Origin of the sequence: Streptomyces sp. NPDC079167 (genome assembly GCF_040686735.1) — a bacterium.
Lineage (GTDB): Bacteria > Actinomycetota > Actinomycetes > Streptomycetales > Streptomycetaceae > Streptomyces.
The window spans coordinates 611,221-633,822 of the sequence record NZ_JBFBLO010000001.1; the positions used below are offsets into that span (position 1 = coordinate 611,221).

15 protein-coding genes are annotated in these 22,602 nt (G+C 72.9%); 10 read left to right on the forward strand and 5 right to left on the reverse strand.

Annotated elements, in window-relative coordinates; all coding sequences use genetic code 11:
• Nucleotides 1–7: 7 nt before the first annotated feature.
• The 10 genes from AB0P41_RS02840 (at nucleotide 8) to AB0P41_RS02885 (ending at nucleotide 17,401) form a co-directional block, all read left to right on the forward strand.
• On the forward strand, nucleotides 8–1,048 hold the full coding sequence (locus AB0P41_RS02840) for a glutamate ABC transporter substrate-binding protein (protein ID WP_356716554.1): 1,041 nt from the start codon (nucleotides 8–10) through the stop codon (nucleotides 1,046–1,048).
• A gap of 47 nt (nucleotides 1,049–1,095) precedes the next feature.
• On the forward strand, nucleotides 1,096–2,433 hold the full coding sequence (locus tag AB0P41_RS02845) for a hypothetical protein (protein ID WP_356716556.1): 1,338 nt from the start codon (nucleotides 1,096–1,098) through the stop codon (nucleotides 2,431–2,433).
• Complete coding sequence (locus AB0P41_RS02850) at nucleotides 2,430–5,183, forward strand: tetratricopeptide repeat protein (RefSeq protein WP_365929646.1); 2,754 nt, start codon at nucleotides 2,430–2,432, stop codon at nucleotides 5,181–5,183. Before AB0P41_RS02845 ends, AB0P41_RS02850 begins: the two co-directional genes overlap by 4 nt.
• Nucleotides 5,184–5,185: 2 nt before the next feature.
• Nucleotides 5,186–6,547, forward strand: coding sequence for a PP2C family serine/threonine-protein phosphatase (locus AB0P41_RS02855; protein ID WP_365929648.1), 1,362 nt, complete (start codon nucleotides 5,186–5,188; stop codon nucleotides 6,545–6,547).
• A 163-nt stretch (nucleotides 6,548–6,710) separates the two neighbouring features.
• The gene (locus AB0P41_RS02860; protein WP_356716562.1) at nucleotides 6,711–8,072 is read left to right on the forward strand and encodes a VWA domain-containing protein; all 1,362 of its coding nucleotides are present in this window, start codon (nucleotides 6,711–6,713) and stop codon (nucleotides 8,070–8,072) included.
• Nucleotides 8,073–8,182: 110 nt separating this feature from the next.
• Complete coding sequence (locus AB0P41_RS02865) at nucleotides 8,183–9,712, forward strand: FHA domain-containing protein (protein WP_365929650.1); 1,530 nt, start codon at nucleotides 8,183–8,185, stop codon at nucleotides 9,710–9,712.
• A gap of 73 nt (nucleotides 9,713–9,785) precedes the next feature.
• Nucleotides 9,786–10,190, forward strand: a complete 405-nt coding sequence (locus AB0P41_RS02870) for a globin (protein WP_356708129.1) — start codon at nucleotides 9,786–9,788, stop codon at nucleotides 10,188–10,190.
• A gap of 158 nt (nucleotides 10,191–10,348) precedes the next feature.
• Nucleotides 10,349–13,675: an FtsX-like permease family protein gene (locus tag AB0P41_RS02875; protein WP_365929652.1), complete on the forward strand. Its 3,327-nt coding sequence runs from the start codon at nucleotides 10,349–10,351 to the stop codon at nucleotides 13,673–13,675.
• 1 nt (nucleotide 13,676) lies between these two features.
• Nucleotides 13,677–16,448, forward strand: a complete 2,772-nt coding sequence (locus tag AB0P41_RS02880) for an FtsX-like permease family protein (protein WP_365929653.1) — start codon at nucleotides 13,677–13,679, stop codon at nucleotides 16,446–16,448.
• Entirely contained in the window at nucleotides 16,445–17,401 is a 957-nt protein-coding gene (locus AB0P41_RS02885; protein WP_356708135.1) for an ABC transporter ATP-binding protein, read from the forward strand. Before AB0P41_RS02880 ends, AB0P41_RS02885 begins: the two co-directional genes overlap by 4 nt.
• An 88-nt stretch (nucleotides 17,402–17,489) precedes the next feature.
• On the opposite strand, the gene AB0P41_RS02890 is transcribed toward AB0P41_RS02885, so the two are convergent.
• From AB0P41_RS02890 to AB0P41_RS02910, 5 genes are all read right to left on the reverse strand, one after another.
• On the reverse strand, nucleotides 17,490–18,182 hold the full coding sequence (locus AB0P41_RS02890; RefSeq protein WP_365929655.1) for a hypothetical protein: 693 nt from the start codon (nucleotides 18,180–18,182) through the stop codon (nucleotides 17,490–17,492).
• Nucleotides 18,179–18,601 carry a thioesterase family protein gene (locus tag AB0P41_RS02895; protein ID WP_356708139.1) on the reverse strand — a complete coding sequence of 141 codons (423 nt, stop codon included), beginning with the start codon at nucleotides 18,599–18,601 and terminating at the stop codon, nucleotides 18,179–18,181. The genes AB0P41_RS02890 and AB0P41_RS02895 overlap by 4 nt, the downstream gene beginning before the upstream one ends.
• Nucleotides 18,602–18,606: 5 nt before the next feature.
• The gene (gene ettA / locus AB0P41_RS02900; RefSeq protein ID WP_104785750.1) at nucleotides 18,607–20,271 is read right to left on the reverse strand and encodes an energy-dependent translational throttle protein EttA; all 1,665 of its coding nucleotides are present in this window, start codon (nucleotides 20,269–20,271) and stop codon (nucleotides 18,607–18,609) included.
• Nucleotides 20,272–20,478: 207 nt separating this feature from the next.
• On the reverse strand, nucleotides 20,479–21,852 hold the full coding sequence (locus AB0P41_RS02905; protein ID WP_365929658.1) for a Cys-Gln thioester bond-forming surface protein: 1,374 nt from the start codon (nucleotides 21,850–21,852) through the stop codon (nucleotides 20,479–20,481).
• A gap of 299 nt (nucleotides 21,853–22,151) precedes the next feature.
• The gene (locus AB0P41_RS02910; protein WP_365929660.1) at nucleotides 22,152–22,577 is read right to left on the reverse strand and encodes a single-stranded DNA-binding protein; all 426 of its coding nucleotides are present in this window, start codon (nucleotides 22,575–22,577) and stop codon (nucleotides 22,152–22,154) included.
• Nucleotides 22,578–22,602 lie beyond the last annotated feature (25 nt).

Consider the following 22,602-nt stretch of genomic DNA (forward strand, 5'->3'; position numbering starts at 1 on the left):
ACGAGCGATGACCAGGCCGAAGGGCTGGGCCGCACGGAGCAGACTGCGCGGCTGGGGCGGTGTGACGGGCATGGCGGTGGCCTGTGCGGTCACGGCCTCGCTCACCCTGCTGCCGCTGGCGCACGGCGAGGGGACGCTGGGCGGGCTGCACACGGGGCAGGGCGCCACCTCCGCGGTGCCCACGAAGGCCGAGGAGTGCGAGGACCCGGAGGCGAGTCTGCCGGCGTCGAGCGCCGACGGCCCGACCATCGAGAAGATCAAGAAGCGCGGCAAGCTGATAGCGGGTGTCGACCAGAACAGCTTCCAGTGGGGCTACCGGAACCCGGAGGCCGAGTCCGGCACGCTCGAAGGCTTCGACATCGACCTGGTGCGGGCCATCGCGGAGAACATCCTCGGCGACCGCGACGCGGTGATCTTCCGTGCCATCCCCACCAACCAGCGCATCGACGCACTGGAGAACGACAAGGTCGACGTCGTCGTGCGCACGATGACGATCAACTGCAAGCGCGCCGAGCAGGTAGCGTTCTCCACGGCCTACTTCCAGGCGGGCCAGCAGGTCCTGGCGCCCAGGAAGTCGACGATCACCGGCTACGACGAGTCGCTCAAGGGCAAGCGGGTCTGCACGGCGGAGGGCTCGACGGCGTTCGACGCGCTGAACGAGAAGTCCTTCGGCGCGGTCTTCGAGGACGAGCACGACGGCACCGAGCTGGACGAGGACCAGCTGACCGTCCCCAACCAGCTCGACTGCCTGGTGCGGCTGCAGCTCGGCGAGGTCGACGCGGTGGTCACGGACAACGCGCTGGCGGCCGGCCAGGCGGCCCAGGACCCCGCCGTGGAGCTCAAGGGCGACAAGCCGTTCACCACCGAGTACTACGGCGTGGCCGCGAAGCTCGGCGCCGACGACCTGGTGGCCCGGGTCAACCAGGTCCTGGCCGAGTACCGCCAGGGCGGGGCGCAGAGCCGCTGGATGACGTCGTACCGCACCTGGCTGGAGGAGGGACTGCCCGGCATCAAGGGCCCCCCGGCACCCAAGTACCGCAGCAACTGAACCTGTCCGGGCCCTGGGGTCCGGCGGCCGGAACGGAGAGGTTATCGATGGGCGTGGCGGGATCCTTCCCCGGTTTCGCGGGGAGGCCCCCCGGCCCGGTCATGGACCGGGACGGGGTGGACCGTGCGCTGGCCCGGCTCGGCGCGGAGCACGAGGCCATCGAGACCTCGCTCCTCGCTCTGGAGGAACACGCCGGCCGCAGGCTCCTGGAGGGCGCCACCCTGGCCGGTGTCACCAAGGAGCGCTGGAGCTCCACCAAGCGGTCGATCACGCTGCTCTGGCGGTACTTCGACGCCTACACCGGGGCGCTGGCCTCGGCCCGTGAGATCCGGGGCAGGCGCCGCTACCCCGGCAGGAGCGACCTGGTGGCCCTGACCGAACTGCTGCGCGGCGACGGTGTGACCGTGGCGAACCAGGGAGCGGCCGGCCCCGGCGCCTCGCTCACCGGTCCGGCCCGGCTCTCCGAGCGGTTCACGCTGGAGGAGTTGGTCGCCCGGATGAACGACCTGTACTCCCAGGCGCTGGACATGGTCCTCGCGTCGGACTCCGTATGGTCGGCGCTGCCCGCCCGGATAGACATGCTGGCCGCCGAGCTGCGCCGCACCGGCTCGCTGGCGCACTCCGTCGGGGTGCGGCCCGGGGAGCATCCGGCCGGTGACGACCTGGAGTCGATCGCCGAGGAGCTGGCCACGCTGCGCAAGCAGGTGATCTCGGATCCACTGGCGTTCTGGGTGCCGGGCCCCGGCAGTGCCGCGCCCGGCGGAGGGCGGCCCGACACCACGCGCTACGACCGCGCGGCCCTCGCCCTGGAGGACGTGCGCCGGGAGATCGAAGCGGTGCTGGCGGTCCGGCAGGGCGCCGAGCAGCGCCTGATCCAGGTGCGTGACCTGCTGTCGCGCGCGAGCCGTACGCTCACCGAAGCCCGGTTGGCGCGCGGCGAGGTGCTGGCGAAGATCGCCGCCTCCGAGGTGCCCGCCGTCAGCGGTCCGCCGACCGCTCTGCAGGAGCGGCTGGCCGCCGCCTCCGAATACCGCAGGCACGCCCAGTGGAACCGGCTGTCGCCGCTGCTGGACTCGCTGGAGCGGGAGGCCGAGGACGAACTGCTGCGCGCCCGGGAGTCGCTGACGTCCGTCACGGCACCGCTCGCCGTCCGTGCGGAGCTGCGCGGCAGGCTCGACGCGTACAGGGCGAAGGTGGCCCGGCACGGCCTGGCCGAGGACCCGTTCCTGATCGAGCGGTACGACGCGGCCCGCCGGATGCTGTGGAGCGCCCCGTGCGATCTGCGCGTCGCCGAACAGGCGGTGCTGCGCTACCAGCAGGCCGCCACCGATCTGCTGACACCGCGCCGTCGGGTCGAGTACGACGGACAGGGGGAGACATCATGAGTACGCAGTGCCAGCGCCCCACGTGCGAGGGCAGCTACGAGGACATGGGCGGCGGCGAGCTGTACTGCGACACCTGCGGCCTCGCGCCCGTCGTGTCGCCGACGGGCATGGTGAGTTCACCGCCCACCGGCATCGCGGGCGGCGGCAGGGCGGCGGGCGGCCGGGGAAGCGGCAGCACCTCGCAGCGGACCGGTTCGCAGGCGTCCGCGCGCTCCTCGTCCCGCTCGTCGACCTCCCGGCGCTCGGTGTCCGGGAGGCTCTCCCGCTCCCTGTCCGGCAGCGCCACGTCCCGCTCGGTCTCGGTGCGCTCCTCGGGCGCCTCTACGGGTTCCTCCTCCGGGCGCGGCCGGCTGGGCGCGGGCCTGGTGCTCGTGCCCGACGTGCCGCGGCCCGACCCGCACACGGCGGTGATGGAGAACCCCGAGGTCCCCGAGCGGAAGCGGTTCTGCTCGCGCTCCGACTGCGGTGCGCCGGTGGGCCGGGCCCGTGGGGAGCGGCCGGGCCGTACCGAGGGGTTCTGCACCAAGTGCGGTCACCCCTACTCCTTCGTGCCCAAGCTGCGCGGTGGTGACATCGTGCACGGGCAGTACGAGGTGGCGGGCTGCCTGGCGCACGGCGGGCTCGGCTGGGTCTATCTCGCGGTGGACAGGGCGGTCTCCGACCGCTGGGTGGTTCTCAAGGGCCTCCTGGACACCGGGGACCAGGACGCCATGGCGGCGGCCATCTCCGAGCGCCGCTTCCTCGCGGAGATCGAGCACTCCAACATCGTCCGCATCTACAACTTCGTGGAACACCTGGACCAGCGCACCGGTTCGCTGGACGGCTACATCGTCATGGAGTACGTCGGCGGGAAGTCGCTCAAGGAGATCGCCAACGAACGCCGCACACCGGCCGGGAAGCGGGACCCGCTGCCGGTGGAGCAGGCCTGCGCGTACGGCATCGAGGCGCTGGAGGCGCTCGGCCACCTGCACAGCCGCAACGTGCTGTACTGCGACTTCAAGGTCGACAACGCGATCCAGACCGAGGACCAGCTCAAGCTCATCGACATGGGCGCGGTGCGCAGGATGGACGACGACGAGTCGGCCATCTACGGCACCGTCGGCTACCAGGCGCCCGAGGTGGCCGAGGTCGGCCCGTCCGTCGCCTCCGACCTCTACACGGTCGCGCGGACCCTCGCGGTGCTGACCTTCGACTTCCAGGGGTACACGAACGTCTTCGTGGACTCGCTCCCCGACCCGGACAACATCGAGGTGTTCCGGAGGTACGAGTCGTTCTACCGGCTGCTCGTGCGGGCCACGGACCCGGATCCGGCCCGGCGGTTCTCCTCGGCCGCGGAGATGGCGGAGCAGCTGACGGGTGTGCTGCGGGAGGTGGTCGCCCTGCAGACGGGGCGCCCGCGCCCGGCGCTCTCGACCCTCTTCGGCACGGAGATGCGCGTGACGGACACGGCGTTGTTCGCGGAGCCGGCCGGTGAGGTGTCGCGGCTCGGCGCCCGGACGGGCCCCTCCGGCGGCGCGGGACGCCTCGGACGCCGACGCGCGGTGGCGGCAGCCACGCTCCCGGCCCCGTCCCTGACGGCCGCCCCGCCCGTCGCCCCCGCCCCGCCCGTCGCCCCCGCCCCGCAGGGCGCACCGCCCGGCGCCGCTCCGCTGCACGCGCCCGACACCCACGTCCGGGGCGGTGGCGCGGCGGGGAGCGCGCCGGCGTACGCGCAGCCCCCGGCGGTTGTTCCGGCTCCTCGCGCGCCGGTCCAGGGACCCGGTGCGCTCCCGGCCGTGTTCCCGGGTGCCGCCCCCCGGCTCGCCGCGTTCGACGCGCGGGCGACCTCGCTGGCCCTGCCCGTGCCCCGGGTCGACCCGAACGACCCCAACGCCGGTTTCCTCGCCGGGGTGATGACGTCGGCGCCCGCAGAGCTGATCTCCGCCCTGCACTCCGTGCCGGCGGCCTCGCTCGAGACCCGGCTGCGGGAGCTCCGCGCCCGCCTGGAGATGAGTGAGCTCGACTCCGCGGTACGGGCGCTGACGGCGGTGGAGGCCCAGCACCAGGACGACTGGCGGGTGGTCTGGTACCGCGGGATCACCTCGCTGGTGACCGGTGACAACGAGAACGCCGCGCTGTCCTTCGACGCGGTCTACGACGCCTTCCCCGGCGAGCCCGCGCCGAAGCTCGCGCTGGGTGTCTGCGCGGAGGTGCTGGGGCAGCTGGACAACGCCGCGGAGTACTACCGCCTGGTGTGGGCGACGGACCCGAGCTTCGTCAGCTCGGCGTTCGGTCTGGCCCGGGTGCAGATCGCCGCCGGGGACCGGCCCGCGGCGGTGCGCACCCTGGAGTCCGTGCCCGAGTCGTCGATCCACTACACGGCGGCCCGGGTCGCCGCGGTGCGGGCCCGGCTCCGTGAACGCGCCCCGCACGAGCCGCTGATCGACGATCTGTCGGCCGCCGCGGACCAGGTGACCGCGCTGCGGGACTACGGCCTGGACGCGGTGAGACGTGAGCAGTTGTCGACCGAGGTACTCGGCACGGCGCTCGACTGGGTACTCTCCGGTAGTCCCACGGCTCAGCCGTCGGCTCCGCCCTCCCCCGCAGCCGCGGGGCCGAGGACGGTGCTCGGCAGTGAGCTGGACGAGCGGGGCCTCAGGTTCGGCCTGGAACGCTCGTACCGGATGCTCGCCCGGCTCGCGCAGCGGGGCGACGAGAGGATCGAACTGGTGGAGCGGGCCAACCGTTTCCGCCCCCGGACCTGGGTGTGAAGATGTCAGAGAGCCACCAGCAGGCCTCCTTGCCGGGGTGCCCCAGCTGCGAGGAACCGCTGGAGCCGGGCGACCTGTTCTGCGGGGTGTGCGGGTACGACCTCTCGGCCGTGCCGGCGCCGCCCGCCGACCGCCCGACGGTCGCCATCACGGTGCCCGGGCATGGCCCGGGGGCGCCTGCCGGCGGCGGTCCGGTGGAGTGGCCCCCCGCCTCCGAGACGGACAGCTCGGACCTGCCGGCGCCCACGCACCGCCCGGCCGATCTGCCGGGTGTGGACTCGGGCGGCAAGCCCCTGGCCGCCGGGGAGGCGGCGTCGGTCCGCTACGACGAGCCGGACGCCCCGGAGGGGGCCGCCCGGGCCGGTGCCGCCGGCGACTTCGAACTGGCCGCCCCCGACCCCCGCACCGCGGAGCACGCCGCCGCCGGCGGGGCGGCGTCCGGTGCCAAGGTCTGTGTGGCCTGCCGCTCGGGCCGTGTGGACACCGACGGTTACTGCGAGAACTGCGGTCACGCCCAGCCCCGTGAGCGCGACCACATGGAGCAGGAGCTCGGCTCGGTGGCCGCGGTCAGCGACCGGGGTCTGCGCCACCACCGCAACGAGGACGCGTTCGCGGTGTCCTCCACCGCGCTGCCGGACGGCTCACCGGCCGTCGTCGCCATCGTGTGCGACGGCGTCTCGTCGGCGAGCCGCCCCGACGAGGCGTCGGCCGCGGCGGCGAGCGCCGCCAACGAGTCGCTGCTGGAGTCGCTGCCGCGCGGCACGCACGCGCAGCAGGCGATGCACGAGGCGATCCTGGCCGCGTCCGAGGCCGTCAACGCCCTGGCCCAGGACCCCGGTCAGGCGATGGAGCACGACCAGCACCGCCATCAGAACGCCCCGGCCTGCACCCTGGTCGGCGCGATCATGGCGGGCGGTCTGCTGATCGTCGGCTGGGTCGGCGACAGCCGTGTCTACTGGGTCCCCGAGGACCGCTCCCAGCCGCCGGCCCGGCTCACGGAGGACGACTCCTGGGCGGCGCAGATGGTGGCGACCGGCCTGATGAACGAGGCGGAGGCGTACGCCGACGAGCGCGCCCACGCCATCACGGGCTGGCTCGGTGCCGACGCGTACGAACTGGAGCCGCACACCGCGTCGTTCAAGCCCGACCGGCCCGGCCTGGTGGTGGTGTGCACCGACGGCCTGTGGAACTACGCGGAGGCGGCGGCGGAGATGGCCGCGGCCGTGCCGGCGGACGCGTACGAACGGCCTCTGCACGGCGCCCAGGTGCTGGTCGGTCATGCCCTCGACGGCGGGGGCCACGACAACGTAACAGTGGCGCTGCTGCCGTTCGCCGTGGCGGCGCCGGGGGCAGGATCGGCCTGAGCCGCTCGCGGTCCGCCGGCCGGCGGACCGTCCTGTCCCGCGCCCTGCCCGTCCCGCGCTCCGTGCCCCGCGCCCCGCGCCCCGCGCCCGCGTCCTACGCCCTGAACTCTGTCCGCCCACCTGTCTTCGTCCGACATACGTGGAGCATCGAGGAGCCGATCAGATGGCCAACTTCTCCAAGTCCAGCGTGCCGCAGTTCTCCGTCGAGGTGTACCAGAACGAATACCTCCCCGAGGGCGGCCGCGAAGTCAACGCGATCGTCACCGTCACGTCCACGGGCGGGGGAACGACCGGCGGTGTGCCGCTGACCGACGGTGTTCCGGCAGCCGGGCGCCTCCCGGGGCGGGCGCCGGGCGCCGCCGTGGTGCTCATGGTCGACTGCTCGGGCTCGATGGACTACCCGCCGACCAAGATGCGCAACGCCCGCGACGCGACGGCGGCGGCCATCGACACCCTGCGGGACGGCACACGGTTCGCCGTGGTCGCGGGGACGCACGTGGCCGAGGACGTGTACCCGGGCAACGGGCAGCTGGCGACGGCCGATCCGGGGACCAAGGCTCAGGCGAAGGAGGCCCTGCGCCGGCTGAGCGCGGGCGGTGGTACCGCGATCGGCACCTGGCTACGGCTGGCCGACCGGCTGCTCGGGGCCGCCGAGGCGGACATCCGGCACGGCATCCTCCTCACCGACGGACGCAACGAGCACGAGTCACCGGAGGATCTGCGGGCGGCTCTGGATTCCTGTGCGGGCCGGTTCACGTGTGACGCGAGAGGTGTGGGCACCGACTGGGAGGTGAAAGAGGTCACAGCGATCGCCTCCGCCCTGCTCGGCACGGCGGACATCGTCGCCGACCCTGCGGGGCTGGCCGCGGACTTCACACAGATGATGGAGAACGCGATGGGCAAGGAGGTCGCGGACGTGGCGTTGCGGCTCTGGACGCCCGTCGGTGTGGAGATCGTCTTCGTCAAGCAGGTGGCTCCCGCCGTCGCCGATCTGAGCGACCGCCGCACCGGGGCGGGACCGCGCGCGGGCGACTACCCGACCGGTTCCTGGGGTGACGAGTCCCGGGACTACCACGTGTGCGTCAGGGTTCCGGAGGCCGGGATCGGCCAGGAGATGCTGGCGGCCCGGGTCTCGCTGATCCTGCCGCCTCCGGCCGGCGGTGGAACCCCGCAGACGCTCTCCCAGGGACTCGTCCGGGCCGTGTGGACGGACGACATGGTCGCTTCCACCTCGATCAACCCCCAGGTGGCGCACTACACAGGACAGGCGGAACTGGCACAAGTCATCCAGCAGGGACTTGATGCGCGTAAATCGGGCGACTTCGACGGCGCGACGGCCAAACTGGGCCGTGCGGTGCAGCTCGCGTCGTACTCCGGAAACGCGGATACTGCGAAACTGCTTTCGAAGGTGGTCGACGTCGTCGATGCGGCGACCGGTACTGTGCGACTGAAAGCGAGGGTCGCGGAAGCGGACGAGATGACACTCGAAACGCGCTCGACCAAGACAGTTCGCGTCAAGAAATAGAGACACGGACGACAGTGAACGACCGTACGGAGAGCCGCCCCGGCCGACCGGACGGCGCACCGACAGCATGGCGGCCTCCGGGCCGGACGAGGAGAGGGGGAAGCGCCGACATGCCGACCTGCCCGAACGGACACCAGTCGGGTTCCGAGGACTGGTGCGAGGTCTGCGGACACCGCATGGCCGGGACGGGCGCGCCCTCGGGCGCTGTCCCGCCGCCGCCTCCCCCGCCGCCCGCACCCGGGTACGGCTATCCCCCGGTGTCCGGCACCGGGGAGCCGACCGCACAGGCCGAGCTCTGCCCGCAGTGCCGCACCCCGCGCGAGGCGATGGCGCCGTACTGCGAGGAGTGCCGCTGGAACTTCCTCACGAACACGGCGACGTCGTACACGCCGCTGGCCCCGCAGGGCGGCGCGGGTGGCCCGGCGCCGGGTCTGAATCTGCCGCCCGGCTTCCAGTCACAGCAGGGCCCGCCGTCGCAGCAGCAGCGGGACCCGTTCGAGTACCAGGGTTCCCGGCCTTCGCAGATGAACCGGCCGGCCGAACCGCTCGCGCCCGACCAGGGCAGCCGCCCTGCCGCGCCCGAGCAGGGGGGCCGCCCTGGTCCGCCTCCGCCCCCGCCCTCCTTCCAGCAGGGGCCGCCGCCTCCGCCGTCGTTCCAGCAGCAGTCGCCGTCCCCGTTCGAGTCGCAGGGGCAGGGTCCTGGTCAGCAGGGCTCCGGCCCGCAGGGTTCTGGTCAGCAGGGGCCCGGCTCGCAGGGCCCGGGCTCCCAGGGGCCCGGCCAGCAGGGATCCGCTTCGCCGTTCGAGCAGCAGAGCCCTCCGTCCCCGTTCGAGCCCCAGGGCCGGCCGGGCCAGCAGGTCCCCGGGCAGCAGGGCGGCCCCGGTCCGCAGGGCCCCGGCCAGGGTGGCCGGCAGGGGCAGGGCCCGCAGGGTCCCGGTCAGCAGGGTCCCGGTCAGCAGGGTGGTCCGCCCTCGCCGTTCGAGCCTCAGCGGCAGGGGCCGCCTCCCCCGCCGTCGTTCCAGCAGCAGTCCGCGCCGCCCGCGCCCCAGCCCCCGCAGGCGCCGCAGCCCGGTGGTGACGACGACTGGATGCTGCCGCCGCCCTCCCAGCAGCAACAGCATCCGCAGGCCTTCCAGCAGGGCCCGCAGACGCCGCAGGCACCCCGGGCGCCTCATTCGCCGCAGCAGCAGTTCCCCGGCCAGGGTCCCGCCCAGGGCGGCCTGGATCAGGGAACGGTCAGCTGGAAGGCCGTCATCGGCCCGGACCGTGACTACTTCCTGGCGATGATGCAGCGCAGCGGCCCCGAGGCGACCGGGCTGAACCTGCCCGCGTACTCCCCGGAGCAGCACCTTCCGCTCACCGGCAGCCAGATCACCATCGGCCGCCGCCGGCACAGCACCGGCGAGTCCCCCGACATCGATCTCGCCGTGCCGCCGGAGGACCCGGGCGTCTCGCACCAGCACGCCGTGCTGGTGCAGCAGCCGGACGGCACCTGGGCCGTCGTCGACCAGAACTCCACCAACGGCACCACGCTCAACGGCGCCGAGGACCCGATCCAGCCCTATGTCCCCGTCCCGCTCCACGACGGTGACCAGGTGCACGTGGGGGCCTGGACGACGATCACGGTCCGCCGCGACTGAACCACCGGAGCCGGCCGGGGTCAGGAGTCCTAGGACTCCTGACCTCGGCCGCTGTGTCTGCGACGATGGACGGGTGACAGAGATTCCGCGCGACACGCTTCAGGAGCAGACCTTCTACGAGCAGGTCGGCGGCGAGGAGACCTTCCGACGCCTGGTCCACCGCTTCTACCAGGGCGTCGCTGACGACCCGCTGCTGCGACCGATGTACCCGGAGGCGGATCTGGGCCCCGCGGAGGAACGGTTCACGCTGTTCCTCATGCAGTACTGGGGCGGCCCCCGCACCTACAGCGACCAGCGGGGGCACCCCCGGCTGCGGATGCGGCACGCCCCGTTCCAGGTGGACCGGGCGGCGCACGACGCCTGGCTCGGTCACATGCGGGTGGCCCTCGACGAGCTCGGTCTCCCCCCGGAGCAGGAGCGGCAGTTGTGGGAGTACCTCACCTACGCGGCCGCCTCGATGGTCAATACCGCGGGCTGAACCATGTGCGGAATCCGGTACTCCAGAGCCGCATAACGGTCACGATCGCATCAAGGTGCACCCACAAGCGGTTTCCAGGAGCCGGTGCACTCTGAAAGCATCCGGTACACGCCGGGGGGCGTGCGAGGCGTGCGGCTGCTGAGGGTTCGGGGGATCAGGTGACGGGGTTCGTCCTTCTGCGGGTGCGCGCGCACCGGCTCCTGCTCGCCGCCGCGGTCCTGGCCGTGCTGCTCACCACGTGTGTGCTGGCCGCGCTCACCGCGTTCTCCGGTTCCATGGGCGATGCCGCCCTGCGGCACACGCTCACCCACCGTTCCGCCGCGCAGGCCTCGCTCCTCGTCTCCGCCGATGTGGACCGCGAGCAGCGGGACGAGGCCGACGCCGCGGTGCGCCGGGCCGCCCGCGACACGTTCGACGGGCTGCCGGTGACCGTACGGAAGCTGGAGAGTTCGGGGTCGTACGCGCTGCCGGACGGTCTCCAGGCGCCCGCCGCACGGCGCGACGAGCCCGATCTGACGCATCTCGCCTCGCTCGACCGCAGCCGGATCCGTCTCACCGCGGGGCGTCTGCCGGTCGCCGGGGCGGGGGACGGGAAGGGACGCGTGCAGGTCGCGCTGCCCCGCGCCGCCGCCGAGGCGCTGAAGCTGAAGCCGGGTTCCCGCCTCAACCTCACCGACCGGCTGAAGGAGACGTCGCTGCCGGTCGAGATCACCGGCCTGTACGAGGCGTCCGACCTGAACGACCCGTACTGGCAGCTGGACCCGCTCGGCGGGCGCGGAGCCCGCAAGGTCGTCTTCACCACGTACGGTCCCCTGCTCGCCGACCCCGCCGTGCTCGCTTCCGGCCGGGTCAGCGCAGGCCCGGTGTCCTGGCTGGCCGCCGCCGACTTCCGTACGGTGACCACCGGCCGGACCGATGCGCTGCGCCGGGCGTCGGCGGACGGGCCCAAGGCGCTGTCCGCCTCCCCGGTCTTCGGGGGCGAGGCCACCGTGCGGACCTCGCTGCCGACCGTCATCGGCCAGATCGACCGGGCGCTGTTGGTGTCCCGCTCCACGATCATGATCGTCGCGGTGCAGCTGGTCCTGCTCGCCGGTTACGCCCTGCTGCTCGTGGCCAGGCTGCTGAGCAGCGAGCGTGGCGGCGAGACCGAACTGCTGCGGGCGCGGGGCGGTTCCAGGGGCCGGATCGCCTCACTGGCCGCGGTCGAGGCGCTGCTGCTCGCGGTGCCCGCCGCGGTCGTGGCGCCACTGCTCGCCGGTCCGCTGACCCGGCTGCTCGCGGCCCGGAGCGAGCTGGGCAGGATCGGGCTGCGGCTCGACGTCGGGGCGGACGGCACGGTCTGGCTGGTGGCGGGCGCCGTCGCGCTGGCGTGCGCGCTCGCCGTGGTCGCGCCCGCCCTCACGTCGGGCGCGGGGGGCCGCCGTGGCTCCCGGGCCGCGGCGCTGCCCGGCCCGGTGCGGGCCGGCGCCGACATCGGGCTGCTGCTGATCGCGGGGGTGGCGTACTGGCAGCTGGACCGGCAGACCGGGGCGTCCGGGAGCGGTGCGCTGAGCGGCGACCGGGAGGGTGAGCTGGGCATCGATCCGCTGCTGGTCGCCGCCCCCGCACTGGCCCTGCTCGCGGGCACGGTCCTGACTCTGCGTCTGCTGCCGCCCGCGGCCCGGCTCGCGGAGCGCCGTGCGGCGGGTGGCCGGGGGCTGTCCGGGGCCCTGGCGGGCTGGCAGTTCAGCCGTCGACCGCTCCGGGGCGCCGGCCCGGTGCTGCTGCTGGTCCTGTCGGTCGCAATGGGCATGCTGGCCATCGGCCAGAGCACGTCCTGGGACCGTTCCCAGGATGACCAGGCGGACTTCAGGTCGGGCGCCTCGGTCCGCGTGGTGGGCACGCTCTCGGGCGACCCCGCGAAGGCCGCCGCGTACACGGGTCTTCCGGGCGTACGGGAGGCGGCTCCGGCCTTCCGTACGACGGCCGATCTCTCCGGCGGCCGGACGGCCGAGATCCTCGCCCTGGACACCGCGCACGCGGACGAGGGGATGCTGATGCGCGAGGACCTGTCCGGCGCGTCGTCACAGGAGCTGTTCGACGCGATCGCACCGCCCAGGACCGCGCGGGCCGGAGTGGTCCTGCCCGAGGGCAGTGAGCGGGTGCTGTTCGATCTGCGGATCCGTGACACCTCGGCGCCCGGCGGCAGGTCCCCGTCCTCCTCGACGGCGATGGTGAGCGTGCTGCTGGAGGACCGTTACGGCATCGGGTACCGGATCGGGGCGGGGACCGTACCGGTGGACGGCCGCGCGCACAGCGTGTCGTTCCCGGTGTCCGCCGCCGGAGAGCTGGCGGTGACCGGCTTCGAGCTGGACAGCGACGTACCCGAGAGCCGCTCCGAGGAGCGCCTGGCCGCCGTGACCGGGCTCAGGGCGCTCACCACGGAGGGCGGCGAGCAGCCGGTCTCCGGCTCCGACGGAGTTCGGTGGCAGGCGGGGGTGACCATGGCCGCGGCAGGGGAGGAGCAGGCCGGAGAGGCGCCCGAGGCGGTGACGGGCTCCGGCGTGTCACCGGCCTTCCGATACGGGACCGGCTACACGCGCCCCGACGGTGGCTTCTACGGCGCCCCGGTGAACACCCTCCGGATCACCGCCGACCGTCCCGCGGCCCCCGCGCTGAAGGCGGTGGCCACCGATGCGTATCTGACGTACGCGGGGGCCAAGCCGGGGCAGGAGGTCGACCTCACGCTGGCGGGCAACACGGTCCGGGTGAAGCTGGTGAAGTCGGTGCGGCAGCTCCCGACCACCGGCCCCGGGGCGTCCGCCGGTCTGCCCGAGGGGGCCTCGGAGGAGTCGTCCACGAAGCCGGGCGGGGGCCTGCTGCTGGATCTGAAGGCGGTGTCGGAGGTGCTCGCCCACCGGGCGGGTGCCACCCTGGCGCCCACCGAGTGGTGGCTGAGCACCGCACCGGGCGACGGCGCGGAGGTGGCCGCGGAGCTGCGCGCGCTGCCCGGCACCGATCCGGCGCAGGTGCGGGTGCGTGACGAGGTGGCGCGGGAGCTGGCGGACGACCCGCTGGGAGCTGGGCCGCAGTCCGCGCTGCTGGCCGTCGCCGTGGTGGCGGCCGCGCTGGCGGCGGTCGGATTCGCCGTCGGACTCGTGGGCTCACAGCGTGAACGGGCCGCGGAGTTCGCCGTGTTGCGGGCGCTGGGTACGCCCCGGCGCCGGCTGGCCAAGACCGTCGCCGCCGAACAGGGCGTTCTGATCGCCCTCGCCCTGCTGATCGGGCTGGCCCTCGGGGCCGTGCTCACCAGGGCCGTCGTACCGCTCGTCGTGCTGACCGGGCAGGCCGCGAGGCCCGTGCCGGACGTGCTGGTGCTGCTGCCGGCCGGACAGGTCGCGGTCCTGCTCGCGTCGGTCGCCGCGGTGCCGCTGCTGACCGTCGCCGCGATCACACTGCGGCGCGCCGATCCCGCGGTGTCGCTGCGCCACCAGGGGGACAACTGACATGAACGCCGCCAAGATCCCGGCCGCCTGTGCCCCCTGGGTGCGTACGCGGCTGCGCACCGCCCCCGGTATCTCAGCCGCCCTCGCGGTCCTGGTGTGCCTGACCGCCTTCCTCGCCGCCGCGTTCCCGCGTTCCGTGGACGCGTACGAGACGAAGGCGCTGCGCCATGACGTCACGACGGCGGAGCCCGGGCAGAGCGTGCTCGAAGTGGCCACACCGCCGCCTTCGCTCGCCGCGCCGCGTCCGGTGCGGGAGCAGGCCATGCGGGAGAAGGCCCTGGCCGGGATCGACCGGGCGCTGGTGAAGCGGCTTCCCGACCCCGTGCGGGCCGATCTGCCGCTCTCCTCCTACGGTGTGCACACCACGAAGCCGATCGTCGCGGAGGAGGCCTGGCTGCCCCGTCCCAACGCGATGCCTCCCCAGCTCCACTACGCCGTCCCGTCGGCGCTCGGCGAGCACAGCGAGCTGGCCGCCGGGCGCTGGCCCGCCTCCCACGGCGAGGTGACCGCCGCGACCGGCGAGGTGGAGGCGGCCGTCACCGAGGAGACCGCGAAAGAACTGAGGATGAAGCCGGGCTCCACGCTCACGGTGCCCACCCAGGGCGGGAAGCCGCTGACCGTACGCGTCACCGGCATCGTGACCCCGCTGCACCCGGAGAGCGGCTACTGGTCGGTCGATCCCCTCTACCGCGCCCCGTCCCTGATGCAGGACCCGGCTTCCCCGACGCCGGTCCTCTACTGGACGGGGACGCTGCTCATGGCACCCGGCACCGGGCCTGCGCTGCTCGACACGATGGGCGAGCCGGAGCTGTACTGGCGCCTCGCCCCGGATGCCTCCGGACTCACCGCGGCCGACGTCCCCCGGCTCCGGGACGCCGTGGCCGGGCTGGAGAACGGCCCCGCACTGCTGAAGCTGCGCGCCCTGGTCGGGCCCAACACGACGCTCACCACGGACCTGGACGCGATCCTCGACGCTTACACCGCGATGCGCGCCGCGATCGGCCCCGTGGTCACGGTCGCGGCCGTGGGCATCGGCGCCGTGGCCGCCGTCGTCCTGCTGATGACGGGCGGGCTGATCGGCGCGCGCCGACACCACGAGCTGGCTCTGCTGCGTTCCCGCGGCGGCTCGCTGCGGGGCATCGGCGGGCGGCTGCTCGCCGAGACGGCGGTGGCCGTGCTGCCCGCTGCCGCTCTCGGGCTGCTGCTCGCCGTCCTCCTCGTCCGCGAGGCCCGGTTGCTGCCCGCCGTGGCGGGCGCGGCCGCCGTCGCGTCGCTCGTCTGCCTGGTGCTGCCGCTCCGTACGACCCTGCGCCACCGCAGGCCGCTGCTGCACGGCGCCCGCGACGACGTGGTGGACGCCAGGCCCAGCCGCCGCCGTACGGTGGCCGAACTCACGCTGCTCGTCCTGGCGGCCGGCGCCGTCGCGGCGCTGCGCCGCCGTGGCACGTCGACGGGCTCGGGCGCCGATCTGCTGGTCAGTGCCGCGCCCGTCCTGGTGGGGCTGATCGCCGCGCTCGTACTCGTACGGCTGTATCCGCTCCCGCTGCGCCTTGCGGCCCGCCCGGTGGCGCGGCTGCGCGGAGCGGTCGGCTTCCTGTCGCTGGCCCGCGCGGGCAGGGCATCGTCGAGCGGCACGCTGCCCCTGCTGGCCCTGCTGATCGCGCTGACCACCGCCGCGTTCGGCGGTTCGGTGCTCGCGGGGGTCGCTGACGCCCGTGACGAGGCGTCGCTGCGGGCCGTCGGCGCGGACGCCCGGATCAGCGCGGAGGGCGGGCTCTCCGCCCTCTCCGAGGGCTTCGTCCGTGAGGTGCGGGCGGTGGACGGCGTCCAGGACGTCACCCCCGTACGCATCGAGTACGGGACCCCGCTGGCGGCCGGCCCGGACGTCAGGTCGGACACGAAGCGCGCGACGCTGCTGGGCGTCGAACCGGAGTCGTACGCGCGACTGGCGCGCGGCACCGGGCTGCCGGCCTTCCCCGGGGCCACGCTGGAAGGCGGAGCGGGGCAGGACGAGGTGCTTCCCGCGCTCGTCTCGCCCGCGCTCGGTGAACGGCTCGGTGAGCGGCCGCACACCATCCGGTCGCAGGCGGGCGACATCAGGGTGCGGGTCGCCGGGGTGCTGACGCGCACCTCCGCCGTGAGCGGTTCCGAGTTCCTGATCGTCGACGCGAAGCGGCTCGCCCAGCCGGATCCCACGACCCTGCTGATCACCGGTTCCTCGCTCGACGGGCGCCGGCTGACGGCCGCCGCCCGTGACGAGGGGCCGGAGTACGGGGTGCGGCTGCGGTCGGCGGAGCGCGAGAGGTTCGTGGACACCCCGATGCAGTCGGGCGCCGAACGGATCTACGGGGCCGCGGTCGCGGCGGGAGCCGGATACGCGCTGCTCGCCGTGGGCCTCTCCCTGCTGCAGACCGCCCCGGAGCGCACCACGCTCCTGGCCCGGCTGCGCACCATGGGGCTCACGACGCGGCAGGGGAGGCGGCTGCTCGCCTTCGAGGCGATGCCGCAGGCGCTGCTGGCGGCGTTCGGCGGGCTCCTCGTCGGCTGGGCGACCATCGCCCTGCTGGCACCGGGCGTCGATCTGGGCGTGCTGGCACTGGCCGGCGGCGACCCCTCGACGCCTCACACCGCATCGCTGCGGGCCGACCTCCTGTCACTGGCTCTCCCGGCGGCCGGCGTGGTCGTCCTCGCCGCCGCCGTGGCAGGAGTCCAGGCGTGGTGGGCGAGCCGTCGTGGCTCGATCAAGGAACTCAGGGCAGGAGACACCCGGTGACATCGTCGACAGAGACCACCCTGGCGGAACTCGAACAACGGGCGGCGGCCCGCCGTGACCGGCCTTCGTACGGGCACGACGCCCTGATCGCCTGCGACCGGCTGGTGCGCATCTTCTCCACGGACGGCGTGGAGGTGCAGGCGCTCCAAGGGCTCGATCTGCTGGTCACGGAGGGCGAGCTGATGGCTCTGGTCGGCGCCTCGGGCAGCGGGAAGTCGACCCTGATGAACATCCTGGCGGGCCTGGACGTCCCCACGGCCGGGTCGGCGAAGGTGGCGGGCTGCGACCTGCTGGCAATGGGGCAGAAGGAGCGGCTGCGCTACCGCCGCGACGTCGTCGGGTTCGTCTGGCAGCAGACCTCCCGCAATCTGCTGTCGTACCTGACCGCCGTACAGAACATCACGCTCCCCATGCAGCTGCGGGGCGGCGGCCGGAACCGCGAACGGGCCGCGCGGGCCGAGTCGTTGCTGGAGATGCTGGAGGTCGCGGACTGCCGCGACCGCCGTCCCGCCCAGATGTCCGGCGGCCAGCAGCAGCGGGTGGCGATCGCGGTGGCCCTGGCCAACAACCCGTCGGTGCTGCTCGCCGACGAACCGACCGGTGAGCTGGACTCCGCGACCGGCGAGCAGGTGTTCGCCGCGTTCCGGCGTGCCAACGAGGAGCTCGGCACGACGATCGTCATCGTCACCCACGACCAGGCGGTGGCGAGCGAGGTGCGCCGCACGGTCGCGATCCGCGACGGCCGTACGTCGTCCGAGGTGCTGCGGCGCACCGAGGTGGACGCGGCGACGGGGCAGGAGTCCCAGGTGGCGCGGGAGTACGCGATGCTCGACCGGGCGGGGCGGCTGCAGCTGCCGGCCGACTACACGGAGGCCCTGGGGATGGAGCACCGGGTGATGCTGGAGCTGGAGCAGGACCACATCGGGGTGTGGCCGGACGCGCCGGAGAAGTAGGCCCGGACTCGCGGCTTCAGGCGGTCCCCGGCTCCCGGCTTCAGGAGGACCCTGGCTCGCGGCTTCACGCAGTCCCCGGCTCGCGGCTTCAGGCGGTCCCGACCGTCACGGCGAGCGCGCCGAGGCCGCCGCCGCCCGCGCCGCGCAGCGCGATCGAGCCGAACGGCGTGCGCAGCCGCAGCCAGGCTCCCGCCGTGAACAGGGCGACGGGGAAGTCGGGCGCCGGGCGGAGGAAGCCGAGGGACTGGGCGGCGTGGACGGCGCGCAGCGGGAGCTCCGTGTCCCCGACCGTCCGGGACCAGATGTCGTGGCCGATCAGGTCGCGTTCCGCCCGGGTGCGCCGGTCCTCGGGCAGCGCCGCGTCGCGGGACCGGAACTCGGCCACGGCGTCGGTGAGCCGGGTGCGCAGGTCGACGGGGCCCGGCAGCCCGGGTCGTTCCTGCCAGCCGCCGCGCGGCGGCAGCAGCCCGGCCCAGGGCGGCCCGGTGACGGAATCGGGCAGGGGGCAGACGGCTTCGCCGGCCGCTTCCGTGTCGAGTGCTTCGAGGAGTTCACCGGCCGAGACCGTGACGTCGAAGTCGGGGTCCCCGGACAGCCGGGCCGTCCGGATCGCGAGGACCTCGAACGACGGCGGCCGGCCGAAGACGGCCAGGGCACCGCCGCCCGCCTGGAGACGGACGGCGGCGGCCCGGTCGTAGTGCAGGAGCCGGCCGAGGAAGGCGGCGAGGTCCGCCGCCTCCCTCGCGTCGGCGAACCGCAGCGACCGTACAGGCACTGTCATACGACGGCGGGCTCCTGGTCGAGGTACTCCTGGAGGAAGAGCTTCTCCTCGGCGGTGATCCGCCGGGGCCGCTCCTCGGCCAGGTTGTAGGGCACGACGACCGTCGACGCCCGTACGTACACCTGCTCGGGGTCCTTGACCTCGTAGGCGATCGTCAGCGACGCCGCGGTGATCTTCGTGACCCAGGACTCGATGGTCACCGGGGCGTGCCGGTGGACCAGCGGGCGGACGTAGTCGATCTCGTGCCGGGCCACGACGGACCCGCCGGCGAAGGACGGCGAGCCGTCCCCCGGCGCCAGCCGGAACATGAAGTCGATGCGCGCCTCCTCCAGGTAGCGGAGGAAGACCACGTTGTTCACGTGGCCGAAGGCATCCATGTCCGACCAGCGCAGCGGGCAGCTGTAGATGTGACGGGCCAAGTCGATCAGCCTCGCGTGAGCTTCTTGTAGGTGGCACGGTGCGGGCGGGCCGCGTCCGCGCCGAGACGCTCGACCTTGTTCTTCTCGTACGACTCGAAGTTGCCCTCGAACCAGTACCACTTGGAGTCGCCCTCGTACGCCAGGATGTGCGTGGCGACGCGGTCCAGGAACCAGCGGTCGTGGGAGATGACCACCGCTGCTCCGGGGAACTCCAGCAGGGCGTTCTCGAGCGAGGACAGGGTCTCGACGTCGAGGTCGTTGGTGGGCTCGTCGAGGAGCAGCAGGTTGCCGCCCTCCTTGAGCGTCAGCGCCAGGTTCAGGCGGTTGCGCTCACCACCGGAGAGGACACCGGCCGGCTTCTGCTGGTCCGGGCCCTTGAAGCCGAACGCGGAGACGTACGCCCGCGAGGGCATCTCGACCTGGCCGACGTTGATGTAGTCCAGCTCGTCCGACACGACGGCCCAGAGGGTCTTCTTCGGGTCGATGTTGGCGCGGGACTGGTCGACGTACGAGATCTTGACCGTGTCGCCGACCTTGATGGCGCCGGAGTCCGGCGTCTCCAGGCCCTGGATCATCTTGAACAGCGTGGTCTTGCCCGCGCCGTTCGGACCGATGACGCCGACGATGCCGTTGCGCGGGAGCGTGAAGGACAGGTCGTCGATGAGGACCTTGTCGCCGAAGGCCTTGGAGAGGTTCTCGACCTCGACGACGATGGACCCGAGCCGCGGGCCCGGCGGGATCTGGATCTCCTCGAAGTCCAGCTTCCGCATCTTGTCCGCCTCGGCCGCCATCTCCTCGTAACGGGCGAGACGCGCCTTGGACTTGGTCTGCCGGCCCTTGGCGTTGGAGCGGACCCACTCCAGCTCTTCCTTGAGCCGCTTGGCGCGCTTCTCGTCCTTGCGGCCCTCGACCTTGAGGCGGGTGGCCTTCTTGTCGAGGTACGTGGAGTAGTTGCCCTCGTAGGGCAGGGCGCGGCCGCGGTCGAGCTCGAGGATCCACTCGGCGACGTTGTTCAGGAAGTACCGGTCGTGCGTCACGGCGACCACGGCGCCCGCGTACTTCGAGAGGTGCTGCTCCAGCCAGTTCACCGACTCGGCGTCGAGGTGGTTGGTGGGCTCGTCGAGGAGGAGCAGGTCCGGGGCCTCGATGAGGAGCTTGCAGAGCGCCACACGGCGCTTCTCGCCGCCGGAGAGGTTGTTGACGGGCCAGTCGCCGGGCGGGCAGCCCAGGGCGTCCATGGCCTGCTCCAGCTGCGCGTCCAGGTCCCAGGCGTTGGCGTGGTCCAGGTCCTCCTGGAGCTTGCCCATCTCGTCCATGAGCGCGTCGGAGTAGTCGGTCGCCATGAGCTCGGCGACCTCGTTGAAACGCTTGAGCTTGCCCATGATCTCGGCGGCGCCGTCCTGGACGTTCTCCAGGACGGACTTGTTCTCGTCGAGCTTCGGCTCCTGCATGAGGATGCCGACGCTGAAGCCGGGCGACAGGAAGGCGTCACCGTTGGACGGCTGCTCCAGGCCCGCCATGATCTTCAGCACCGTGGACTTGCCGGCGCCGTTGGGCCCCACGACACCGATCTTCGCGCCGGGCAGGAAGTTCAAGTTGACGTCATCGAGAATCACCTTGTCGCCGTGCGCCTTGCGCGTCTTGCGCATGGTGTAGATGTACTCAGCCAAGAGAAACCGTCCGGCAGCAATAGAGGTGTGGGCAGATACACCCATCTTGCCTGACGTCCGCGCCCGGACGGAAACCCGTCCGGTCCCCGGTACGGTCCGGGCCCCTCCGGGCGGCCCCTCCGGAAGGGCCCGGACAACACGAAGGGCCTGGTACGGACGTCCGTACCAGGCCCTTCACCGGCGCGTTCCCGCTGCGCCTGTGCTCAGTCACTCACCGCTGGTCTGCGTCTTCTTCCTGCGGAGCAGGAAGACCGCGCCGCCGCCGAGGACGACGAGGGCGATGGCGACGCCCGCGATGACGGGGGTGGCGCTGGAACCGCCGGTGGCGGCGAGGTCGCCCTCGGTGCCCGGGGTGCTCGCGGCGGGCGCGGGCGTGGGCTCGGAACCGGTCTGGGTCGTGGTCTCGTCACCCGGGGCGGGGGTGCCGGCGGTCTCGCAGTCCAGGACGCCCTTGAAGTTCTTGCTGAAGCCGTCGGGGCCGGTGATCGTGAAGTCGTAGGCCTCGTCCTCGCCGACCGGGACGGTCACCGTGCGGGTCTCACCGGCCGGGATGGTGTGCTCGGTGCCGGCGAGCTCGAAGGTGAACGCCTCGTCACCGGTGTTGCTCGCGGTGATGTCGACGCCGCCCTTGGCGCAGTTCTTCTGGGCGGTCACCGCGGGGACGGCGCCCTTCTCGGCCCAGGTGGCGGTCGCCGTCGCGGAGACGGTGGACTCGCTGGAGCCGGCGAGGATCATCGTCTGGCTCTTGATCAGTCCGGCGAAGACCCGGCCCACGGGCACGGAGGTCGTGGCCTGGACGGAGAACGAGGAGGAGCCGTCGGTGGCGTCCTCGGGGACGGAGAAGTACAGGTCCGTGCCGTCGGCGGCCTCGGTGACGGGCTTGCCCGCCTTGTCGGTGACCTGGACCCCGCTGGCGGCGACGTCGGCCGGCGGTGCGACCGAGACCTGGCCGGCGTCGGTGTGGACGGTGACCGGACCCAGCTTCTCACCAGCCTTGCCGGAGACCGCGGCCGGAGACAGCCCCACGGATGCCTTGGGCTCCGCGACGTTCTGGGCGTTCTTCTCCAGCCAGTCGGCGAGCTTCTCGGCGTTCTCGTCCTTGGCCGTCACATCGGCCTTGTCCGAGAAGCGCCAGATGGCGACCTGGGTGCCGGCGGCTGCGGTCTTCTCGTTGAGCGGGCCGGTACCGGCCTCCTCGGCGAGCGCCGCGAAGTCGTTGACCTGCGGGTAGGAGTGCTGCAGGATCCAGCGCACCTTGCCGGCGTCCTCGTTGGCGCCGAGCGAAGACTGGTCCCAGGGGGTCTCCAGGTACTTCGCGCCGTCCTTGGTGGGCGTGTGGAAGTCGATGCAGTACGTCTGGATGGTGCCGCCGCCGTCGACCTTCATCTCGAACAGGCCGGCGGGCAGCTCCTGGGGCTTCTTGCCCTCACCGGTGTTGAGCTCGGCGGTGCCGTAGGTCTTCAGACCTTCCAGTACGGCGACCGCACCGCCCTGATGCTGACCCGTCTCGTCCGTGGGCGCGGCCGTGGCGGCCGTCGCTCCGGCGATCGTTCCCGCGGCGACCAGCCCGGTGGCCAGCATCGCCGCGGCCGTCCTGACGAGCCCGCGGCCGTGGCCCTTGCCCCGGCCCCCTGGGGAGCTCTCTGTCGCCGCCGTCGACGACGCAGTGGATGCTGAAGACACAGAAAACACAGAATTCCCCTCCGGGCGAGACCTTCACGCATGAGGCGCGTGTGGGAGGTGCCTCGCCAGCAAACTCAAGTGCCGCATGAGTACGGGGGAATCGTAAGGAGCCGAGCGATCGGGAATCCCCGTCATGCCGTCAGATAAGCATTCCGACTCGTAATCGTTATAGCTCTGTTCGGCGCGCCCCCTCCTCTTCAGGACACCGATACCATTTCCGTGGCCGGTTTCTGACGATGTGTAGGCGACGTCAGGGAAGGGTCGGCTCTGACGACGCGCCGGAACGCCGCCGTCCCCCTGGTCAGGTCGTGTCCCACCGCCACGGCGTCGATGTCCACGGAGGTCTTCCACGCCCCCTCCCGCTCCTCCTCACGCACCTTCAGCCGGCCGTGGACGACGAGCGGCTCGCCGACCGAGACCGAGCCGGACAGATTCACCGCGAGCGTCCGCCGCGCCCACACCGTGTAGAAGCTGGTGCGGCCGTCCGTCCACGCCTGCTGCTCCCGGTCCCACCGCCGGGGCGTCACCGCCAGCCGGAATCGCGCCGTGGGCCCCGTGGCCGTGTCCCGGAAGTCCACCGCCGTCGCGGCGTTTCCCACCAGTGTCACCAACGTCTCGTTCATTTCCGTTCCCCCGATCACTGCCGCA